Origin of the sequence: Bacillus sp. M6-12 (genome assembly GCF_002860285.1) — a bacterium.
Lineage (GTDB): Bacteria > Bacillota > Bacilli > Bacillales > DSM-1321 > Peribacillus.
In genome coordinates this window covers 99261-119022 of the sequence record NZ_PGVF01000009.1, presented here as the reverse complement: position 1 = coordinate 119022, position 19762 = coordinate 99261, and the positions used below count along the sequence as shown (strand labels likewise).

General features: G+C 41.6%; 16 protein-coding genes and 1 pseudogene. All 17 read right to left on the bottom strand.

Features of this window, described 5'->3' with window-relative positions; genetic code table 11:
- Positions 1 to 72 precede the first annotated feature (72 nt).
- Entirely contained in the window at positions 73 to 1089 is a 1017-nt protein-coding gene (locus CVD28_RS12320; RefSeq protein WP_101592674.1) for a TRAP transporter substrate-binding protein, read from the bottom strand.
- 30 nt (positions 1090 to 1119) lie between these two features.
- A complete protein-coding gene (locus tag CVD28_RS12315) occupies positions 1120 to 2613 on the bottom strand; it encodes an aldehyde dehydrogenase family protein (RefSeq protein WP_257985846.1) in 1494 nt (497 codons plus the stop codon).
- A gap of 18 nt (positions 2614 to 2631) precedes the next feature.
- Positions 2632 to 3828: an iron-containing alcohol dehydrogenase gene (locus CVD28_RS12310; protein WP_101592673.1), complete on the bottom strand. Its 1197-nt coding sequence runs from the start codon at positions 3826 to 3828 to the stop codon at positions 2632 to 2634.
- Positions 3829 to 3830: 2 nt separating this feature from the next.
- Positions 3831 to 4916 carry an Ldh family oxidoreductase gene (locus CVD28_RS12305; protein WP_101592672.1) on the bottom strand — a complete coding sequence of 362 codons (1086 nt, stop codon included), beginning with the start codon at positions 4914 to 4916 and terminating at the stop codon, positions 3831 to 3833.
- Positions 4894 to 5589, bottom strand: coding sequence for an RraA family protein (locus CVD28_RS12300; protein WP_101592671.1), 696 nt, complete (start codon positions 5587 to 5589; stop codon positions 4894 to 4896). Before CVD28_RS12300 ends, CVD28_RS12305 begins: the two co-directional genes overlap by 23 nt.
- Positions 5590 to 6618 carry a LacI family DNA-binding transcriptional regulator gene (locus CVD28_RS12295; protein ID WP_101592670.1) on the bottom strand — a complete coding sequence of 343 codons (1029 nt, stop codon included), beginning with the start codon at positions 6616 to 6618 and terminating at the stop codon, positions 5590 to 5592.
- Between the two features lie 273 nt (positions 6619 to 6891).
- Positions 6892 to 7974 (bottom strand): branched-chain amino acid aminotransferase, encoded by a 1083-nt coding sequence (locus CVD28_RS12290; RefSeq protein WP_257985845.1) that lies wholly within the window; start codon positions 7972 to 7974, stop codon positions 6892 to 6894.
- A 72-nt stretch (positions 7975 to 8046) separates the two neighbouring features.
- Positions 8047 to 10809, bottom strand: coding sequence for a phosphoenolpyruvate carboxylase (gene ppc / locus CVD28_RS12285; protein WP_101592668.1), 2763 nt, complete (start codon positions 10807 to 10809; stop codon positions 8047 to 8049).
- A 383-nt stretch (positions 10810 to 11192) separates the two neighbouring features.
- Complete coding sequence (locus tag CVD28_RS12280; protein ID WP_374702521.1) at positions 11193 to 11831, bottom strand: 2-hydroxyacid dehydrogenase; 639 nt, start codon at positions 11829 to 11831, stop codon at positions 11193 to 11195.
- A 266-nt stretch (positions 11832 to 12097) separates the two neighbouring features.
- On the bottom strand, positions 12098 to 13051 hold the full coding sequence (locus tag CVD28_RS12275; RefSeq protein ID WP_101592667.1) for a TRM11 family SAM-dependent methyltransferase: 954 nt from the start codon (positions 13049 to 13051) through the stop codon (positions 12098 to 12100).
- 431 nt (positions 13052 to 13482) lie between these two features.
- Positions 13483 to 13722 (bottom strand): annotated as a pseudogene (locus tag CVD28_RS12270) (PaaI family thioesterase); the annotation flags it as partial.
- Positions 13723 to 13805: 83 nt separating this feature from the next.
- Positions 13806 to 13964 carry a hypothetical protein gene (locus CVD28_RS28070; RefSeq protein ID WP_180954141.1) on the bottom strand — a complete coding sequence of 53 codons (159 nt, stop codon included), beginning with the start codon at positions 13962 to 13964 and terminating at the stop codon, positions 13806 to 13808.
- A 453-nt stretch (positions 13965 to 14417) separates the two neighbouring features.
- Entirely contained in the window at positions 14418 to 15488 is a 1071-nt protein-coding gene (locus tag CVD28_RS12265) for a tartrate dehydrogenase (RefSeq protein WP_101592665.1), read from the bottom strand.
- A gap of 196 nt (positions 15489 to 15684) precedes the next feature.
- Positions 15685 to 16350: a GntR family transcriptional regulator gene (locus CVD28_RS12260; protein ID WP_101592820.1), complete on the bottom strand. Its 666-nt coding sequence runs from the start codon at positions 16348 to 16350 to the stop codon at positions 15685 to 15687.
- A 194-nt stretch (positions 16351 to 16544) separates the two neighbouring features.
- The gene (locus CVD28_RS12255) at positions 16545 to 17972 is read right to left on the bottom strand and encodes an amidohydrolase family protein (protein ID WP_101592664.1); all 1428 of its coding nucleotides are present in this window, start codon (positions 17970 to 17972) and stop codon (positions 16545 to 16547) included.
- A 78-nt stretch (positions 17973 to 18050) separates the two neighbouring features.
- The gene (locus CVD28_RS12250) at positions 18051 to 19007 is read right to left on the bottom strand and encodes a dimethylarginine dimethylaminohydrolase family protein (protein ID WP_101592663.1); all 957 of its coding nucleotides are present in this window, start codon (positions 19005 to 19007) and stop codon (positions 18051 to 18053) included.
- Between the two features lie 11 nt (positions 19008 to 19018).
- Positions 19019 to 19747, bottom strand: coding sequence for an amino acid ABC transporter ATP-binding protein (locus tag CVD28_RS12245; RefSeq protein WP_101592662.1), 729 nt, complete (start codon positions 19745 to 19747; stop codon positions 19019 to 19021).
- Positions 19748 to 19762 lie beyond the last annotated feature (15 nt).

The following is a 19762-nucleotide window of genomic DNA, read 5'->3' as shown; positions in this document are numbered from 1 at the left end:
AGAACTGCCACCAAGGCATCCTGCTTTTCAAAAAGAAAGTGCTTCTTAGAAAAGCAGGAGACTTTTTTATATTTACTTAGCTGCACGAACTTTTTCATAGAATTCTGTTATGCCTGGAAACTCTTTTTCAATGAAACCGTCAAGTTTTTTCTGGAATGCCCCAAGATCTGGTTCTACTACTTTCATTCCTGCTTCTTCAAGCCCTTTTAAGTATGTAGAATCTCCCTTTTCAACTTCATCAGCTGCAAAAGTTTTCCCTTCACCATTAGCTGCATCTTCCAAAACCTTTTGAAGCTCAGGACTTAACGAATCAAATTTGCTTCCTGAGATGACAACTGCAATAGGCTCCCTCACATGCTCAGTTTTAACTAAATAATCAACTACTTCATTGAACTTAGAGTTATAGATTAAAGAAAGCGGATTTTCCTGCCCATCTATTACGCCTTGCTGCATGGAAGTAAATACTTCTCCAAATGCCATCGGTGTAGGGGAAGCACCTAACTGTTCAAATGATTTTACAAACATCGGGCTGTCAGGAACGCGTACTTTCAGGCCTTTAAGATCTTCAGGAGTTTTAACTTCCTTGTTAACTGTCAGCCAGCGAGCACCCCGAGTCCAATAGGAGAGAACTTTATATTGTGACTCTTCTAGAATCTTATCTGATATATCCTTGCCAACTTCCCCATCGAAAACTTTATTGAAATGATCCTGGTTTTCAAACATGAATGGTACTGTGAAAATGTTGGCTGTTTCTGAGGCTGAAGATAACACCCCTGCTCCCCCTGCCCAGATATCAGCTGTACCAACCTTTAACCCTTCAAGAAGATCTTTATCGTCCCCGAGAGTACCATCACCGAAAATTTCAATTTTTAACTTTCCGGCTGATTTTTCTTCTACTTCCTTAGCAAATTCTTCCGCTGCTTTAGCGTGAATCTCGGACTCTGGCCAAACATGTCCCAGTTTAAGAACGGTTGCCTCTCCACTCTTCGCCTTTGCTTCTCCGCCACTGCTTGACTTTTCAGAAGAACATCCAACCAATAATGCACCTGCCATAATAATTGCTGCTGAAGATGATAGCCACTTTTTCATGAAATATCCCCCTTGTAAGATCCTATTTTTTTAATATTGGAAGTATAATACCTTCTGTTCGGTGTAAAATTCTGAGTTTGAGCTTCCGATCGAGAATGCTCCATGACCTGAATTTTTTACGCCTCCGAAAGGCATATGTGCAGCACTTGCTGTTCCGTGATTAACATGAACCATTCCGCTTTGGATTTGCTCAGCAAAACGATAGGCAGAAGACAGGTTATTTGTAAAAATGGAAGCTGCCAAACCATATGCAGAATTATTCGCTGCTGCAAAAGCCTCTTCTTCACTTTCTACAGCTAACACACTTAAGACTGGCCCGAATATTTCTTCCTGAGAAATTCTCATGCTTGTTTCGACTCCGTCAAATAATGCAGGAACCATGTAATGGCCTTCTGCATATTCACCAGAGTCAAGAACTTCTCCTCCATACCGCAGGCGGGCCCCTTCCTGTATTCCAATCTGTACATATTCTCGCACTGTGTTAAGATGTTCCTCGCTTACAAGCGGACCCATTGTCACTCCTGGTTCCCATGAAGGGCCAACCTTTATTTTCTTCATTTCCTCAATAATTGCTAACGTTAGCTCTTCAGCCTTCTCTTTAGTGACAATAATACGGCTGATTGCCGTACATCTCTGACCGCTGCAGGTAAATGCTGCTCCAGTAATTTGTTTTGCAACTTCCGTTACATTGTCATAATCGAGTACAACAGCTGGATTTTTTCCGCCAAGCTCCAGCTGAGTTCTGACCAATCTTTTGGCAGCGGTTTCATTTATGGAAGTTCCCATCCCAGTTGAACCTGTAAAGCTAATACCTTTTACTAAAGGATGGTTTACCAGTGGATTACCCACCTTAGAGCCTCCACCGATCACAAGGTTTACCACACCATCCGGAACACCTGCCTCAGCAAATAGTTCCATTAGTTTTACTGAAGTCCAAGGAGTATCTGATGCTGGCTTAAATACTACTGTACAGCCATATGCAAGTGCGGGAGCAATTTTACGCACCGGGGTTACCACCGGGAAATTCCAGGGAGCTATAGCTGCTATTACTCCAATTGGATAACGGACAGTAGAACTCATAACATTGCTTCTTTCCCCTGGAAGAGTTTTGCCCTCTATTCGTAAAGCTTCTCCGGCGGCAAAGCGAGTTTCTGTCGCTGCTCGCTTTACTTCTCCTCTTGATTCAGCCAAGGCTTTTCCCTGTTCTGCTGAAAGCATAAAAGCTAATTCCTCCGCATTTTCCTCAAGCAGGTCAGCAAATCTGATTAAAATCATGCTTCTTTCCGGTGCAGATACCTTCGACCAGGAAGTAAAAGCTTTTGAAGCTGCCTCAACTGCTTCATTCACATCAGTTTCTTCTGAATTTGGAAAATATCCAAGAACCTGTTCTTTTATTGCAGGGTTGTAAACAGGATATGTCTCGCCGCTCACGCTCTCTTTCCAAGACCCGCCAATAAAATTTTTATATTCTCTGCCGACATTTGTATCCAGCCACTCCACCATTTCACTTTTATGTGTGATCAATGTTCTCCCTCCAGGTTTTCAATTAATTAAGACAGGGCTTTTTACTTCCTCTTTGTTCATTGCTGCTCTGCATATATTCTTTAAATCTTCCAATGTAGGCTTACGGGGATTTACTGCAACGTTTCCTGATAACATTGCTTCTTCTACAATAAAATCAAGATGCTCTTCTTTTAATCCAAAGTCTGATAATGTCTGAGTAATCCCTACATCGTGATTTAGCTTGCGAATAGCTTCAACTGAACGCTCAGCGGCTTCCCTTTTGCTTAAACCTTCTACATTTTCTCCAAAAATCTCAGCGATTTCCGCAAACTTGTCAACATTTCCGATTACATTAAAAGCCATTACTTCCGGCAGCAGAATTGCATTTACAACTCCATGGGGAATTTTAAAATGTGCACCAAGCGGGAGGGCCAAGGCGTGTGCCAAGCCTAACCGAGTAGAATTGAAAGCCATAGCAGCTATCAGGCTGGCAAGAATCATTTCAGAACGGGCTTCCACATTTTCTCCCTGAACCACTGCCAGTCTCAGGCTTTTGGAAATCATTTTCATAGCTTGAATGGATAGCCCTTCCGAGATCGGCTGGGTTGCCTTATTTACATAGGATTCAAGGGCATGAGTCAGAGCGTCCATTCCTGTGGCAGCAGTAATATGCGGCGGGAGAGACATAGTTAGTTCAGGATCAATTAATGCTACTGTCGGGCAATTGTAGACACTGCCTACACTTAGTTTTACTTTTGCTTTTTTATCGGAGAGTACAGACCAAATGGTCATTTCACTTCCTGTTCCTGCAGTTGTTGGTACTGCAATTACAGGGGCTGCAGGGTTAGGTACAAGATTAATGCCTACATAGTCACGTATGTTTCCAGGGTTTGTCAGCATAAGTCCAATAGCCTTAGCTGTATCCAGGGAGCTCCCTCCTCCTACACCTACTACTATGTCACAGCCTTCAGCAGCTGCAATCTCAATACCTTTATCAATAGAATCAATTGCTGGATCAGCTTCAATTTCGGAAAAAACAATATAAGGAATGCCAGCTTGATCCAATGGGTCTGCGAGTCTATCAACTACTCCCGCCTGTACCACTCCAGGATCTCCTACTATTAAGACTTTTGTGCCTCTAAGAGCTTTCACTTGTTCATGTAAAGTCTTTATTTTTCCAATGCCGAACTCCACAGCTGTTGGAATCTCGTAACGAAAGTATTTAATTAGGCTCATGTTTATGCCTCCTCTTTTATTTTGTTTTCTAATCGGTAAGAAGTCAGGTCCAGCTTGTAGCGTTTACCTATATCACTTAACTCTTCCTCCACCTTAGCAGGAAGATTTATTCCATTAACCTTTCTTTCTAACACTAGCCGATGTTCAATTTCTCCCGGAATAAAAATCTCCTTTACTCCTTTGGCTTTTGGTTCAGCTTTAATTTCACTTATGTATTGATCCATGCGGTCTTTAAATATCTGGAGAGGAATAAAACGGTTTATATCGATAGCAATAAAAAAGTGCCCGACATTTTGAGGTTCCTCCCAATTTTCATACATGTTATTGACATATCTCCCAAAACCCGCACCTGTTAGCACCCCAGCCAGGATATCGATAAACATCGAAATGGCATATCCTTTAGGGCCTCCGACTGGCAAGACGGAACCATCCAATCCTGCATGGGCATTTGTTGTCGGGTTTCCATCCTTATCAATTGCCCAACCTAGCGGTATTGGCTCATCCTTTTGTGCTGCGACAATCAGTTTTCCTCTTGCAACTACACTTGTTGCCATATCGAGAACAAATGGAAGCTGATTGCCTGCCGGAACTCCTATGGATAATGGATTGGTTCCAATAAAAGGCCGAATACCTCCAGTTGGCGGCATAGTTTGGGATGCATTTGACATAACGAGCAATATCATATTTTGTTCGATTGCCTTTAATGCATAATAAGCACCAGTTCCGAAATGGTTTGAAGCTTTTACACCAACTATAGCAGCTCCCTGTTTCTTCGCTTTCTCCAGAGCAATTCCCAGTGCTTTTGTACCAACAACGGAACCAAAATTATTGTTGCCGTTCACTAATACTGTTGCCTCGGTCTCCGATTCTATTTCAATTTCAGCGAAAGGATTTATCATATCTGATTCTATTCTTTTTAAGTAGATAGCTGTACGAACAACACCGTGGGAATCTACTCCCCTTAAATCTGCCTGAATTAAGGAATCCGCTACAATGGCTGCATTCTCATCTTGAACTCCAGCCCGCCGAAACACTTCATAACAAAATTCTCTTAAGCCTTCGGCACTATATCTGGTCGGCAGTGTCAATTATTTCACAACCTTTCTCTCTTAAAGAAGCATCAACCCAGCTTCTATCAACAGTTCCGTTTTCAATAGATTCCAGAATCTCAGATTCACGTATTTGCTGGGCTTTAACAAGCTGGAGAATTCTGTTTGCATCTTCAGCCGGAACAACAACAACCCCATCATCATCTCCGACAACAATATCTCCAGGTTTTACAATGGTGCCGCCAATCGAAATTGGAACATTTATTTCTCCGGGGCCATCTTTGTATGGTCCGCGATGGGTAACACCGACTGCAAATACCGGGAATACATCTTCTTTTATTGCTTCCAGATCTCTTATGGCACCATTAATGACAAATCCGTTAATGCCCTTCTTCTGGGCTATTCTCATCATGATTTCACCGACTATGGCATTAGTCGTTTCTCCTCCTGCATCTACGACGATTACGTCTCCAGGTTCAGCCATATCGATTGCTTTATGTACTAATAGATTATCGCCTGGTCTTGTTTTAACCGTCAAAGCAGTTCCAGTCAGTTTTCCACCCTTATGATACGGACGAAGTTCTGGCCCAATTGCACTTAGACGTGCCATGTTGTCACTAATATGCGGTGTGACAACGCTTTCAAATTCCTTAACAAGAACTTTATCTGGCCGATTTTCTACTGGCAGCACACGAAATCCTAAATTGGACATTTACATCTCTCCCCCATCATTCTTTGAACCACATGATTTTCTAATAATTAATTCTGGTTCCAGCAAGACTGTTTCAGGTTTTAACTTCCGCTTGGACTCAATAAGCTTGATCAGACGTTTTGCTGCAATTTCCCCCATTTCATAAGCAGGCTGTTTAACTGTAGTCAATGGCGGTTCAATATGCATCGACCAAACTGTTTCATCATATCCAAGCAAAGCAATATCATTTGGGACCCGAAGTCCTATCTGTTTAATTCCTTCTAATATTTCTAATGTCATCAGGTTGTTTGTAGAGAAAATAGCATCATAGTGTTTTGTACCGGATAATATTTCCTTTACCTTTTCTCTTGCCTTTCCCTTACCTTCACTAACTATTACAATATCATCTTCATATACTGGTATTCCTTTGCGTTCAAGAGCTTGTTTGTACCCATCAATCCTATGTAATCGCGGGCTAACACCTTCTACTGGATAAACCATTAATAGAATTGATCTTTTTCCTTGGTCAATTAAATGTTCTACGCCCTGTTTTGCTCCGCTTATGTTGTTCATTAATACCATATCAATCGGCAAGTCGAAAATGTCCCTATTGATCGACACTATTGGATAATCTTTCTCTAACAATGCCCCATATAGATTTTTGTTTTTAAGTGTCGCGTTTACTATAGTTCCATCTACCTGACGCTGTCTTAATCCTTTGATGTGGTCTTCTTCTAACTTTGCATTTTCATTGGAGTTGCAGATCATCAGACTATATCCATTACGATGGCAAACGTCTTCAACGCCTTCTAGAACTCTTATCCAAAAAGGATTTTTTAGATTAGATAGAACAATTCCTATTGTATTCGTTTTCATTTGTTTCAGCCCTTTAGCCAGTGCATTGGGCTGATAATCCAATTCTTTGATTACTTGAAGTACCTTTTCTCTGGTTTCTGCTTTGTTATGTCCAAAGTTTCCATTTAATATCCGGGAAACGGTAGTCTTAGAAACACCTGCCTTTTCAGCAACATCATCAATTGTCACTTTCATCTTTACACCTCATTAACCAAAACATTTTCAAAAATTGTATATTCAAATTGGAAACCGATTTAGGAAATCGTTTTTGGAAACCGATTTCTAAAAAGATCATAACAAGTCTTTTTTTAAATTGCAAGATAATTTTTAATTTTCATTAAGCCGTTTTAGTTAATATTTAAGTCGAAGAGTTTAGATATTAATAAATAAATAGACCAAGGACATCTCGAATGGATTATCCGAGATATCTTTGGTCTACAAAATGTGTAACTCTTTCTCAACTGTTATTCAAAAGGTTTTTGCCATTTCATATACCTTCACAGTCCATCCAAACGGATCTTCTACTTTTCCTGTCTGGATTCCTGTTAAGGTGTCGTACAATTTTTTGGACAGCTCACCCGTTTCACCATTGTTAATTAAAAGCTTTTCACCCTGCCAGAAAAGCTCGCCAACAGGAGAAATAACTGCAGCTGTCCCGGTTCCGAAAGCTTCCTCCAGAAATCCGGCTTTATAAGCCTCATAAAGCTCATCAATGGAGATTTTGCGTTCCACAACCGGTATATCCCAGTGCTGCAGCAGCTGAATGATAGAGCTTCTGGTAACGCCTTCTAGAATGCTGCCGTTTAATTCAGGCGTTACCACTTCTCCATTTATCTTAAAGAAGATATTCATGCTGCCTACTTCTTCAATGTTCTTATTTTCTTTTCCATCAAGCCATAGAACCTGGGAATAGCCCGCGGCTTCTGCAACTTCCTGTGCTTTTAGGCTGCCTGAATAGTTACCGCCTGTTTTCGCATTTCCAGTTCCGCCAACCGCAGCCCGGACAAACTGCCGTTCAACCGCAATTTTAACAGGGTTGATTCCTTCCTTATAATAGGCTCCTACTGGTGACAGGATGATGATAAACTGAAATTTCTTCGAAGGCGCTACCCCCAAATATGGCTGGGTTGCAATGATAAATGGCCTGATATAAAGGGAAGTGCCTTCAGCAGAAGGAATCCACTCTCTGTCAACCGTGATTAGCTCCTTCAATGCTTGCAAAGCAAATTCTTCATCGAGCTGCGGAATGCATAGCCGGTCATTGGAGCGGTTCAGCCTTTGGATATTTTTTTCAGGCCGGAATAAGAGAATCTCTTCATCCTTCGTCAAATAAGCTTTTAGCCCTTCAAAAACTGTCTGTCCGTAATGGAAAACAGCCGCAGCGGGATCAAGAGTAATCGGCTGGTATGGCACGATACGCGCATCATGCCAGCCAATGCCTGCTGTATAATCCATAATAAACATATGGTCTGTATAGATCTTCCCGAATTCCAGATTGTCATAAGACGGTTTTTGTTTTCTAGAAGTGCTTAGCTGATGTTCAATTTTCAAGATTTCCCCTGCTTTCTTGGCGTTAGTTAAGATTTATTATAATATTATCGGAATTTTTGCAGACTTATTTAATCAGCCAGTATTCCGCAGTCCGGCTGCAATTCCGTTAATGGTCAGAAGTACCTGGGTAACTAGTTCATGATCTGGTTCATCCACATTTCGAAGTTCCTTGATTAATTCTACCTGTAAAAAGTTCAGCGGATCCACGTAAGGATTTCTGCGGTACACGGAATCCTGGATATTCGGCGTATGATCCAGCAGCTCTTCGTCTCCAGTGATTTTAAGCAAAATATCTTTCGTCTTGTTATACTCTTCAACAATGTTGCCAAATATCCTCTCAGCAATAGCGGGATCTTCAACAAGGGAGGAATATTCCTTAGCTGTAGTAATATCAGCTTTCATTAAGGCCATCTGGAGATTGTCTATTGTTGAACGGAAAAAAGTCCATTCACTGTACATTTCCTGCAGTATTTTTAAGTTGCCTGCACTTTGGGACACAAAGCTCTCGAGTCCTGAACCGGCTGCATACCATGCTGGAAACAGCTGGCGGCTTTGGGTCCAGGCAAACACCCAAGGAATCGCCCTCAGGTTTTCAAACTTATCACTATTTTTTCGGGCCATCGGCCGGGAACCAATATTTAAATCAGCCAGCTCTTTTAAAGGGGTTGCCTGATTGAAATAGACCAGGAAATCCGGATCATTGAAAACGAGGGATTGGTACTTTGACAAAGCCACTTCCGAAACCTGCTCCATCGCCTCTGCCCAGCTTTCATCCCGAAGATGTCCATGCTCTGATTTTTTTAATATATGGGTGGCTGCCTTCAATAATGTGGAGGTTGCCTGTTCCAGACTTCGATAAGCAATGTCTTCCAGCAAATATCTTGATGAGAGCACTTCTCCCTGTTCAGTTATTTTCACACCATCACCTAGTGTTTCTACCGGCTGGGACAGCAGGCTCTTATGGAGCGGCCCGCCTCCCCGGCCAAGCGATCCGCCGCGGCCGTGGAAAAACTTCAAGGCAATTCCATAGTTCTTTGCCATTTCGCTGATTTCCAGCTGTGCACTGTACAGCTTCCAGTTTGCTGTTAATGTTCCTCCGTCTTTGCTTCCATCAGAATAACCAAGCATGATTTCCTGCTGCTCGCCATGTTTTTGCAAATGATTTCTGTATACAGGCATCCGGAAAAGTGTTTCCATAATCCGAGGCCCTGCCACCAAATCATCAATTGTTTCTAAAAGCGGGGCTACATTCAAATCCGTTTCAACGGATCCGTCTGCGTGTAGACGGTAAATTCCTGCCTCTTTCGCCAAAAGAAGCACCTCAAGAAGGTCACTTGCGGATCGGGTCATGGAAACAAGATAAACCGAGATGGAGCGTTTTCCAAATTTTTGATGAGCCTCTTTTATCAATTCAAACACTGCAAGGATTTCCTGAGTTTCAGCTGAATAATCTTCATGCATTAGCAGAAGCGGGCGCGGATCCTGCAGTAATTTTTCCAGCAAATTAAGTTTTTCATCTTCCGAAAGCGACGTGTAATTATTGGAAATTCCCACCTTGTGCAGAATTTCGGCAATCGCTGCCTCATGCTCTCCGCTGTGATTACGGATGTCCAGTGCAGCAAGATGGAATCCAAACAGCTTTACCTGGCGTATTAGTTTTTTAAGCAGCTTTAACTCATGATTTGCAGGATGATGCTGATAGGTACTGCGCTGTATCATGAGCAAGTCTTCCAGAAGCTCATCTGCGGAGCGATATCCTGCCTCGGTTTTTCCGACTTGTTTCAGGCGTTCCAGCATTATCGCCAATTTTCGCCGGTACACTTCTGTTTCTACTGTCCAAATTTTGTCCATTGGAAGGTATTTCATCTCCTCCGCATTAACGGAACGGATCAATTCTTCGCTTACAGAAACCCTTGTGGTTGAATGGCTGTGTCGTTTCATTAATTCTATTAAAACGGCTTTATATTTTTTCAAAACAAGCCTTTGCTGTTTGTGAAGAGTTTCCCATGTTACCTCAGTCGTAACATTCGGATTTCCATCTCGGTCTCCACCGATCCAGGAACCGAATCGAAGAAAATTCGGCACATTCCATGCCTGATCAGGATAATGCTCCGTCAGACAATCCTCCACTTCCTGATGAATTTCAGGCAGAACATCAAATAAAGTTTGATCAAAATAATACAAACCATTACGGACTTCATCAATAACGGTTGGCTTATGATGCCTTAACTCATCTGTCTGCCAGAGGGCAGTCACTTCATTAAACAGACTCTCTTCGAGCTTTTTGCGTTCTTTTTTTGAAAGCAAAGGGTTGTCCTGATTTTTTAAAATTGTGGCAATCCTTTTTTGAATCTCCAAAATCGAGCGCTTGGTAGCTTCGGTTGGATGAGCGGTAATGATTAACTCAAGTGATAACGAAGGTAAAACACTTTGAATAATTTCTGGTGTGATATTATTTTCTTTCAGTGACCCAATCGCGCTTTCAATTGAGCCCGGCTGAACATTTACTTCAGATTGAAGCTGATATTCCCGGCGGCGGCGAACGCGGTGATTTTGTTCTGCCGCATTGATTAAATGGAAATAAACCGAGAAAGCACGGATAATTTGTTTGCGAATGGGCGAACTAAGATTTGAAATCTCCTGCTTAAGCAGATGATATGTTTGTTTATCCTCTTCATTTCTTATCGTTTTGCACATCGCGCGGATTTTCTCTACCTTATCCAGCAGCTCGGTTCCCCCATGAAATACTAGAATTTCCCCCAGAATGTTACCAAGCATTTTTACATCCCGGCGAAGCGGAAGACTGCTGTCATTGATCTCCAAACCTGCTGTCATCGTGTCACCTTCCCTGATGTCTAAGTTCTTTGAATTTTTGAAAATAAATATATCATACTTTTAGGAAGAGTGGGTAGCAGAATCAACAATTTTAATAATATTTTTATAATTCTTATAAAAGAAGGGACGCTCCCTGCTATTTACTTGCTTTGAACCAGTTCCTTATTCACCAGGAATTTCGTAATCATATTGTTCAGTGCCTCCATTATATTTTCAGCAGCGAGCTCAGCCATCTGCAGTCTGGTCTTTATGCTTGCGCTTCCGATATGCGGGAGGGCGACGACATTAGGCAACGTAAGCAGCGGATGATTCAGATCAATAGGTTATTCCGCAAATACATCCAGTCGAGCGCCCCAAATGTCACCATTTTTAAGTGATTCGTATTAGGCTTGTTCATTTACAATGCCGCCCCGTGCAGTAATAATTAAAGTAGCATTCTTTTTCATCAGTGCAAGCTGTTCCCTGTCTATCAAATTAACTGTCTCCGGTGTGTAAGGCGTCATAACGCAAACAAAATCTGACTCTCTTAAAAGTGTTTCTAAATTGCAGTATTTGAGGCCAAGTGCTTCCTCTGCCTCCTGTTTTCTTGACCTGTTATAATAGAGAATGTCCATATCGAAACCTTCCGCCCGTTTCGCGACGGCTTCACCAATACGGCCAAGACCGATGATTCTCACGGTAGCTCCGAACACATCCTGTCCAGTCAGCTGCATAGGCGCCCACGTCTCCCACTTGCCGTTCCTTAAATAATTGGACGACTCAACAATCCGCCTTGATGCTGCGAGCATGAGGGCAAATGCCAAATCTGCTGTTGTTTCAGTCAGAACACCTGGTGTATTCGTTACCGCGATTCCCCGCTTGGAGGCTGCCCCCACATTAATATTGTTATAGCCAACCGCCATATTACTGACCACTCTCAGCTTCTTAGCTCGGTCTAGCAAGCTCTCATCAATGGTTTCCGTCAATAAACAAAACAATCCTTCTGCTTCCAAAATTTCTTTTTCCAAAACCTCTCTTGGCACCGGAACAGCCTCTTCCTGCCACATGTGTACTTCAAATTGTCCCTACAGTTTAGCTACTATTTGTTCAGGCAGTTTTCTCGTGATATATAGATCTTTGGCTTCAATTTGGAAACCTCTCCTAACTTTTCCGACTATTCAAAAAATTATTATTCATTCTATTATAATCATGATAGGAGCATAATAAAACCCTAAATACAAAATTTAGGGTTGATTGGGGTGTTATAAAACCGATGGATTTTCATCGGTCTCTTTCAATTTAGCCGCAGCTACTCACAGACTAATATTTGTCTTGAAAACACTCCTTTTTTGGCTACACAGCGATCTTTAATCACAAATCCAGCTTCTTCGATCATTTGATCCAATGTTTCAATGGTCACAACTACCACTCTACTGGCGAAACGGCGAGCATGCTGGAGAATAGAAAACTGATCTTCTGGTGTTGCATGGGTATATAAATTGTACGGCATATCAATTATTGCTACATCATACTCTTTTGAGACGTCTGATATAGGACCCAGTGTTACATTACCTTCGAGTCCAAAATGAGCAATATTCTCTCTGGACCCAGTTGTAACAAGAGGATTTATATCGCGGCCATCGATGTCAATTCCCATAGAAAGGGCTTCCACCAATACCGTACCAATCCCGCAGCATGGATCAATCGCCTGAATCCCCTCAGGTACAGGAACGGCGATATTAGCCACTGCTCTAGCTACCCTCGTACTAAGGGCGGTGGAATATTCACGCGGTTTTTTCAAATGATGAAGCCAAATTGGTTTGCTTTTACGGTATTTTCCGAAATACCACCGGCCTCCCAGGGTGACAATACCAAACACTCGTTCAGGATGCTGTACATCTGCTTCTCCATCAATATGCATCCCAATTTCACGCTCAATCAAACGCCGTTGGTCATATTCAATCTTATCTGTTTTATTCAGATCATTAATTTTGAGGAAGATGACTTTAAACGTTGAACCATTTAAATGAATTCGCTTCACTTGCTCGAAAATATCCTCTAAAGTGTCTCCTTCATACACAACGTCAATCCGCTCCTTTATGAACGGACTTCGGCTTGGATCAATTTTAATTGGGGTTTTCAAAATATTCTCTTCTGTTTCTTTTCCAAATAGCGAGCGCATCTCCATGTGACATAATGACAGTTCATCCGAACTACAGGCAAAAGTGTATATAAAAACCGGTCTTTGGCTATTAATCTCCAAACTTTCTCCATCCTTTACAACATAAATTTTGTCTATCGTTTTAGCTTGTATTTGTAATGTGAAGAAAGCAACACTACATTATTTACTGTCAGTTATGAATACCCTAAATTTTTTCATGTTTTGTAAACTTTAAATAATATAACATAATAAAGGCACTTGCATGTTTGACCACTCTATCATTATACCCTATCAAGCCAAAGACCTTATGATCATCATTCCTCTGTTAGTTGATTTTTTCACTCAAGAATTCTATAAAGAAATACAAGATAAAAAAACCTGGAAAAGGAGAGTTAAAGAAATTCTTATATTACATTGGAATAGGAACTTATAAGAACTTTGGAAAACTATTGAACGATTAAATCAACTCACACACGAAAAAAACACAAACATTTTAACATTTGTGGTCAAAGTTTATCGCCAATATCAAATGATCAAAAGCTTTTATTTACCTTCTGCCTCTTCAAAAAAAACGTACCCAGCCCCACGGCAACAAGCTGCTCATTATCATTAAAAATCCTGGATTCTGCCACAACTGTATTCTTTCCCATATGAAGGATTGCCGGCTTTGCAAAAAGCTTTTCACCTGAACCAGGTCTGACATAATTCATTTTCAGCTCTATGGTCGAAACCGAAGCATCCTCTGGCATTTCTCCCATATTGTATAACCGATCGCAATATCGGCGAACGTGTAGAGTGCTCCTCCTTGGACAACTCGCTGATAGTTAGCGTTTTGCATCCCTAGCTTCATGCTTATCTAATTTTCATCTGTAAGGTTGATTCCCAAGAACGTACCGTTATAGTGGAGGCCTCGTTCTGGATGCTTTATTGCGGATGACAGAGTTTGCAATGCATCCGTAATCTCTTTTAATATAGAATTCAAGCCGAACAAAACCTGCCTTCCATTGTTGATCATATGATGAGTTGCTCGTATTATGAATTTATTAAAAACTAATTTTCTCAGATTCTAAGTGTTTCCCAATGACTAATTTATTTTAAAGATAGAAGGGTAATTTAATAGAATTCTTTTTTATTCGACCGATTGGACTGATAATTTATCCGCTTTTCAATTTATTCGACCGATTTGACTGATAATTTATCCGGAGTCAGGTTTATTTAACCAACTTTCATTTTGCAATATTTTGATACCTCAATCAAGTTTGGTCAGGATCCCTGAAATCCACGGAGGTAATTGGCCACATAGCACCAGTCCTCGCCATTTGTCCTTTTTCTATTTTCACGCTGCACGTTTGTTAATAGTGCATAGTATTCCGAACACCAAGGCGTATCAACGCTTATCCCCGGATAGTTAATTTTTATCTGACAAAGAGGGCCGCTCCATTTCACAGGATCGGCCCTCTTTGCTATTTTAAGACACCGCCGCGGTTTTCTTTAATCTGCTGCAAATTTCGTCAGCCACTTCATCTGTAGTGTAAGTACCCCCAATATCCGGTGTTTTGAAACCGTCATTTGTTACGTCTTCCACGACATCCAGAAGCTTATTGCCCAGCTCGTATTCGCCAAAATGGTCGAGCATCATTTTGGCTGTCCAGATTTGTCCGATAGGATTGGCTTTGCCTGTGCCAACTATATCCGGTGCAGAACCATGAACCGGCTCGAACATCGATGGATATTTACCATAGATATTAATATTGGCGGCTGGGGCAATCCCAATACTGCCCATTATCGCTCCGCCGATATCCGTTAAAATATCGCCAAATAGATTACTGGCTACAATCACATCGAAAATCTGCGGTCTAGACACAAAGAATGCAGCTAATGCATCAATATGATAGGATGCAGTTTCCACTTGCGGATAATCCTGTTTGACTTCATTGAAAACATCATCCCAAAAGGGCATGGAATGAACGATACCGTTTGACTTAGTTGCCGAAGAAACATGCCCCTTTCTCTTTTTTGCCAGCTCAAACGCATATCTCATGGCCCGTTCTGTACCTTTTCTCGTAAAGATGGCATTCTGGATTGCAATTTGATCCTCGCCTTTATGAATTCGTCCGCCGGATTCGCTGTACTCCCCTTCACTGTTCTCTCTCACAACAATTAAATCAAAATCATTGGGGTTTACAAGCGGCGACTTTAAACCTTTAAAAAACTTAGCTGGACGTATATTAATAGATTGTTCAAATTCTCTTCTTATTTTAATCAATAGGCCCCACAGGGAAATATGATCTGCTACCAGCTTCGGGTTCCCCACTGCTCCAAGAAAAATAGAGTCAAAGTTTTGAAGAATTTGCATTCCGTCATCCGGCATCATCTTACCGTGTTCTAAATAATAATCGCAGCTCCATGGAAATTCTTTAAAGTTAAACTTCAGCCCGCCGTGTACATCAGCTACAGCGTTTAGCACCTTTGTTGCTGCCGGCACTACTTCTTTCCCAATTCCGTCTCCCGGTAAAACTGCCACTTCAAACTGTTTCATGATTATGTAACAACTCCTTACTATTTTGGTAGGTATTCATTTTAAAAATCTCGAGCAATCAAAGTCAGACAAAAACGAACTCAGCCGCTTACAAATCGAAATCTTTCACTAAAACTTAAGATTGCCCCAGTTTTAACTGATAATCCCGCCTGTTGAAATGCCTGATTGAGATTTCGGCGGAGCCTAAGAATTTTCTTTACCGTTTTTGTTCGATGATTTTTATAATATTTTCAAGGTCCTCCCGGGTATGTTCGGTTAATTTTAAAGAAGCTTCTTCCGGATCCCTGTTCTTTATAGCACGAAAAATTTCGGTATGGCCTTTTAATATAGTTTCTGCCCGATTAGGACCCTCAATATTTAAAACCCTGTAAAATTGTGTTAATGACTGTAGATCCTCAACCAGCTTTTTCAGTCTGGAATTTCCGCTGCACTCAATAATGCACTCATGAAACTCTACATTGCAGGCTACGATTCTTTCTTTATCTTCCATCTTAATAGCCTCTGCTGTATCCTTTAATATTTGTTCAAGGACCGAAAGCTGCTTATCTGTTGCCCTCTGCGCAGCCAATGTCACAGCTGTTGATTCCAGCGCTATTCGGCATTCATAAATCTCCTTAACGTCTTTCAATGATGGTTCATACACAACAATCTGCGATTTATCAACCATTATTAGCAGCCCTTCATTAATGAGTGCCCTAATGGCTTCTCTTACCGGGCTCCGGCTAATGGCAAATTCCCTGGCAATTTGAGCTTCAATCAGCCGTTCACCTGGCTTGTAATCCCCATAAGAGATTCTCTTTTTGAGCGTTTGCTGAAGCTGTTCATAATACGGTACAACCTTCTTTAAATAATTCTGTTCCATACTTTTTTCCACTCAATTCTCTTTTTTTCCATTATACTGTCGCCTGTCGACAGCCTTCAATTTTATATTAGTGCAATTATTCTGACATTTCAAATCTTTTTTATCATTTAATCTGGCAGATCGCCTGAAAAAGAAAAAATAACTCCAGAACAAAAACTGGAGTTACAAAACAAACATGCTTTTTTCCATTTCTGTTATAAATCACCGTTCTTCATCATGGACAGCAGCGGGCTTTTCGAGTGCTTGAGCTCTTCCTTTGCTTTTTCGCTAATCGAGTCAGCTGATTTTTGCATTTCTTTTATTGCTTGTTTTTCATCAACTGTTGTAATGGTCCGGTTAGTCATAATAAATTTCCCGTCAATCATAACTGATTCCACTTCACTTCCATTTGCTGAGTAAACCAGGTTTGGAACAATGTTCCGGACAGGTAAGGTAATGACCGGTGACATGCTTGGCACTTCTAAATCTATAATTAAAAGATCGGCCTTCTTCCCTGCAGCGAGTGATCCGATTTCATGCTCAAGTCCAATTGCCTTTGCCGATTCAATGGTTGCCAGTCTTAGCGCTTTCGTCGCTGTAAATGTTGCCGGATTTCTTGTTTTGACTTTATTGAGGATTGAAACAAATTTCATTTCATTAAACATGTTATTGCAATTGTTTCCGGGTGCCTGGTCTGAACCAAGGGCCGCCGTGCCATTCGCTTCCAAAAATTCGAGCAAGGGAGGAACGATGCCATCAATGATGCCAATGCTGCCAGCACAGTTAATCATGGATGCACCCTGTTTTGCCACTAATACCGTTTCTTCCTTTGTTGCCTCTGTAAGGTGGACAGCAAGCAATCTATTATTCAGATACCCTTTTTCGTTTAAAAAAGGGATAGAGCGTTTGCCGTAACGCTTTTCCATTTGCAGTATTTCCCTGTCACCCTGGGCTACATGCATATGAAGCTTCGTATCGTATTTTTCAGCCAGCGCCTTTATCTCAAGCAATAATTCTAGGCTCATCATATCGGGGCCATGCGGACCGAACATACATGTAATCCGCCCATTTTCGGTTTCGTGCCACCTATTTAGTAACTTGATATTATTCTGCAGCTTTCTTTCACCAATTTCTGAATAAAAAGGATAAAGCTCACCAACCGGCACATCCCCTATATCATCAGGAATTTCATTAACCAATTCGGCGACCCTTGCCCTGGCGCCGATTTTGCTATAATTAGTAACGATTTCGTTCATGTTTCTGTCATAATCACAAAAAGTCGTGGTACCAGCTTTGATGCCTTCGATAATATTGACCATGGACCCGGCAAGGCTGTCAGCTGGTGTTACAAACTTCATAAATGGCCATAATCCTTCCTGCATCCAGTTCGTCATATCCTGCGCAACACCTCTGACAATGGCCAATCCTGTATGTATATGTGCGTCTATAAGGCCGGGCATCACCAATTTATTATTTGCATCAATATATTCTTCAGCTGAGAATTGTGACAGTACCTCATCGGTTGTCCCTACAGCTGCAATCTTATTGCCTTTTATGGCAACTGCGCCATCCTCAATCATACCCACTCCAGGCCCTTCCATCGTTAAAACAAATGCATGAGAAATAATAAAATCCGCCTTCACGCTGTTTCCTCTTTTCTGTAGAATTTTTCCTTAAAAACATTAAAAATAGGCGGGAAAGTAATCCCCGCCTTCCTTCAATCAGACAGGCTCACGCTTTAAAAAAGCTGTCATGCAGTGAATCGCTCCCCAGCCGTTCATAATTTCATCCATTTCAGCTTCGATTACTTCAATCCCATGGGACTCAAGTAATGTTTTCGTGTAGGGATTACTGGATGGCATAACGACCTTACCTGGCTCAAGAGCAACGAAGTTCATGCCCATTCCCTGCTTTAATTCAGTGATATCCGCCAGCTCTATCAGTTCGATTCCCTGATCCATTAATTGTTTGGCGCAATCATAGGTTACATGCCATGGAAAAATCAGCAGTTTATTTTTATCAACCATATTCATATACCCGTCCAAGTGGATTGATCCAAATGGTATTTGGGTTCGGATGATATTTTTGACGCCAATATTTCTTAGTTCAGCTTCAACCTGCTTTGCTCCGGACTCATTTGTTCTGCTCCCTGTACCAATTATTACGGTTTCCCGATTGATCCACATGGCACTTGCACCTTCGAAATATCCATCCCCATTAATCGTTTTGATAATAGGCACACCAAGGGAGGCGAGTGTTTTCGCAACGGCTTTTTCTTCTCCGCGCCTTGAAGGAATTGCTGGGCGGCAAACGATAGCTCCTTCCGGGGTCATGAACATTAGATCACGCATAAACATCGCATTCGGCCTGTCAGTCCGCTGATTTTCAACATAATGCACCTGAACACCGTGCTGCCTGTATATATCTGCAAGACTATCCTGCTGGGCCCTTGCCCTTTCTGGGTTAATCGGCGCACGGAAGCGGTATTCAGCAAAATTCTCCTTTGTAATTCCTTCAATCTCTTTACCCGGACGATGCATCAAAACCGCTTGAAGCTTCCCTATTTCCGAATCACAATACCAGTCACCCCAGAGCTGCTGCATTTCTGCCGAAAAACTCGACTCACACGGAAACCAGCGCTCGCCCTGTACCTTTACCTGCTGAGTTATTTTGCTCATCATCTTACTCCTTAATGATTAAGTACTTTCGATAAAAAATCCTGTGCACGTGGAGATTCAGGATTAGTAAAAAATGTTGCCGGCGGGGCGACTTCAATGATACTTCCATCAGCCATAAAAACGATCTGGTCACACATTTCCCTCGCAAAGCCCATTTCATGAGTAACTACCATCATTGTCATTCCTGACTTGGCCAGCTTCCGGATCGCATCTAGTACTTCCTTGATCATTTCCGGGTCAAGTGCGGATGTCGGCTCATCGAATAACATCACCTTTGGATCCATAGCAAGTGCCCTTGCAATCGCAACACGCTGTTGCTGTCCTCCGGAGAGCTTTGAAGGATAAGAGTGAAACTTATCCTCCAAGCCTAAGGATGCAAGCAGTTCTTTCCCTTTTTCAATTGCTTCCGCTTTATTGGTTTTCTTGACATTGATGGACGCAATTGTTACGTTCTCAAGTGCAGTTAGGAAAGGATACAAATTAAAAGATTGAAAAACGAAGCCAATTTCAGTGCGTATTTTATTGATATTTGTTTTTTTATCGTGAATGGAGATTCCGTCAACAATGATTTCTCCGCTGTCAATTTCCTCAAGGGCATTTACTGCCCGGATAAGTGTACTTTTTCCCGCGCCGCTAGGTCCGATTATTGCGTATACATTTGATTGGGGGACTTCCAGGTTAATATTGTTAAGAACCTTTAAGTCTCCAAAACTCTTTTCAACATCTTTTATCCTTATCATTTTTAGCACCTCGTT

Coding starts and splice junctions, on each gene's coding strand:
- CVD28_RS12265 (WP_101592665.1), bottom strand. CDS start 15,488: ATGAAACAGTTTGAAGTGGCAGTTTTACCGGGAGACGGAATTGGGAAA.
- CVD28_RS12310 (WP_101592673.1), bottom strand. CDS start 3,828: ATGAGCCTAATTAAATACTTTCGTTACGAGATTCCAACAGCTGTGGAG.
- CVD28_RS12245 (WP_101592662.1), bottom strand. CDS start 19,747: ATGATAAGGATAAAAGATGTTGAAAAGAGTTTTGGAGACTTAAAGGTT.
- CVD28_RS12260 (WP_101592820.1), bottom strand. CDS start 16,350: ATGGAACAGAATTATTTAAAGAAGGTTGTACCGTATTATGAACAGCTT.
- CVD28_RS12320 (WP_101592674.1), bottom strand. CDS start 1,089: ATGAAAAAGTGGCTATCATCTTCAGCAGCAATTATTATGGCAGGTGCA.
- CVD28_RS12295 (WP_101592670.1), bottom strand. CDS start 6,618: ATGAAAGTGACAATTGATGATGTTGCTGAAAAGGCAGGTGTTTCTAAG.
- CVD28_RS12250 (WP_101592663.1), bottom strand. CDS start 19,007: ATGAGCAAAATAACTCAGCAGGTAAAGGTACAGGGCGAGCGCTGGTTT.
- ppc (WP_101592668.1), bottom strand. CDS start 10,809: ATGACAGCAGGTTTGGAGATCAATGACAGCAGTCTTCCGCTTCGCCGG.
- CVD28_RS28070 (WP_180954141.1), bottom strand. CDS start 13,964: ATGATCAACAATGGAAGGCAGGTTTTGTTCGGCTTGAATTCTATATTA.
- CVD28_RS12300 (WP_101592671.1), bottom strand. CDS start 5,589: ATGTCCAATTTAGGATTTCGTGTGCTGCCAGTAGAAAATCGGCCAGAT.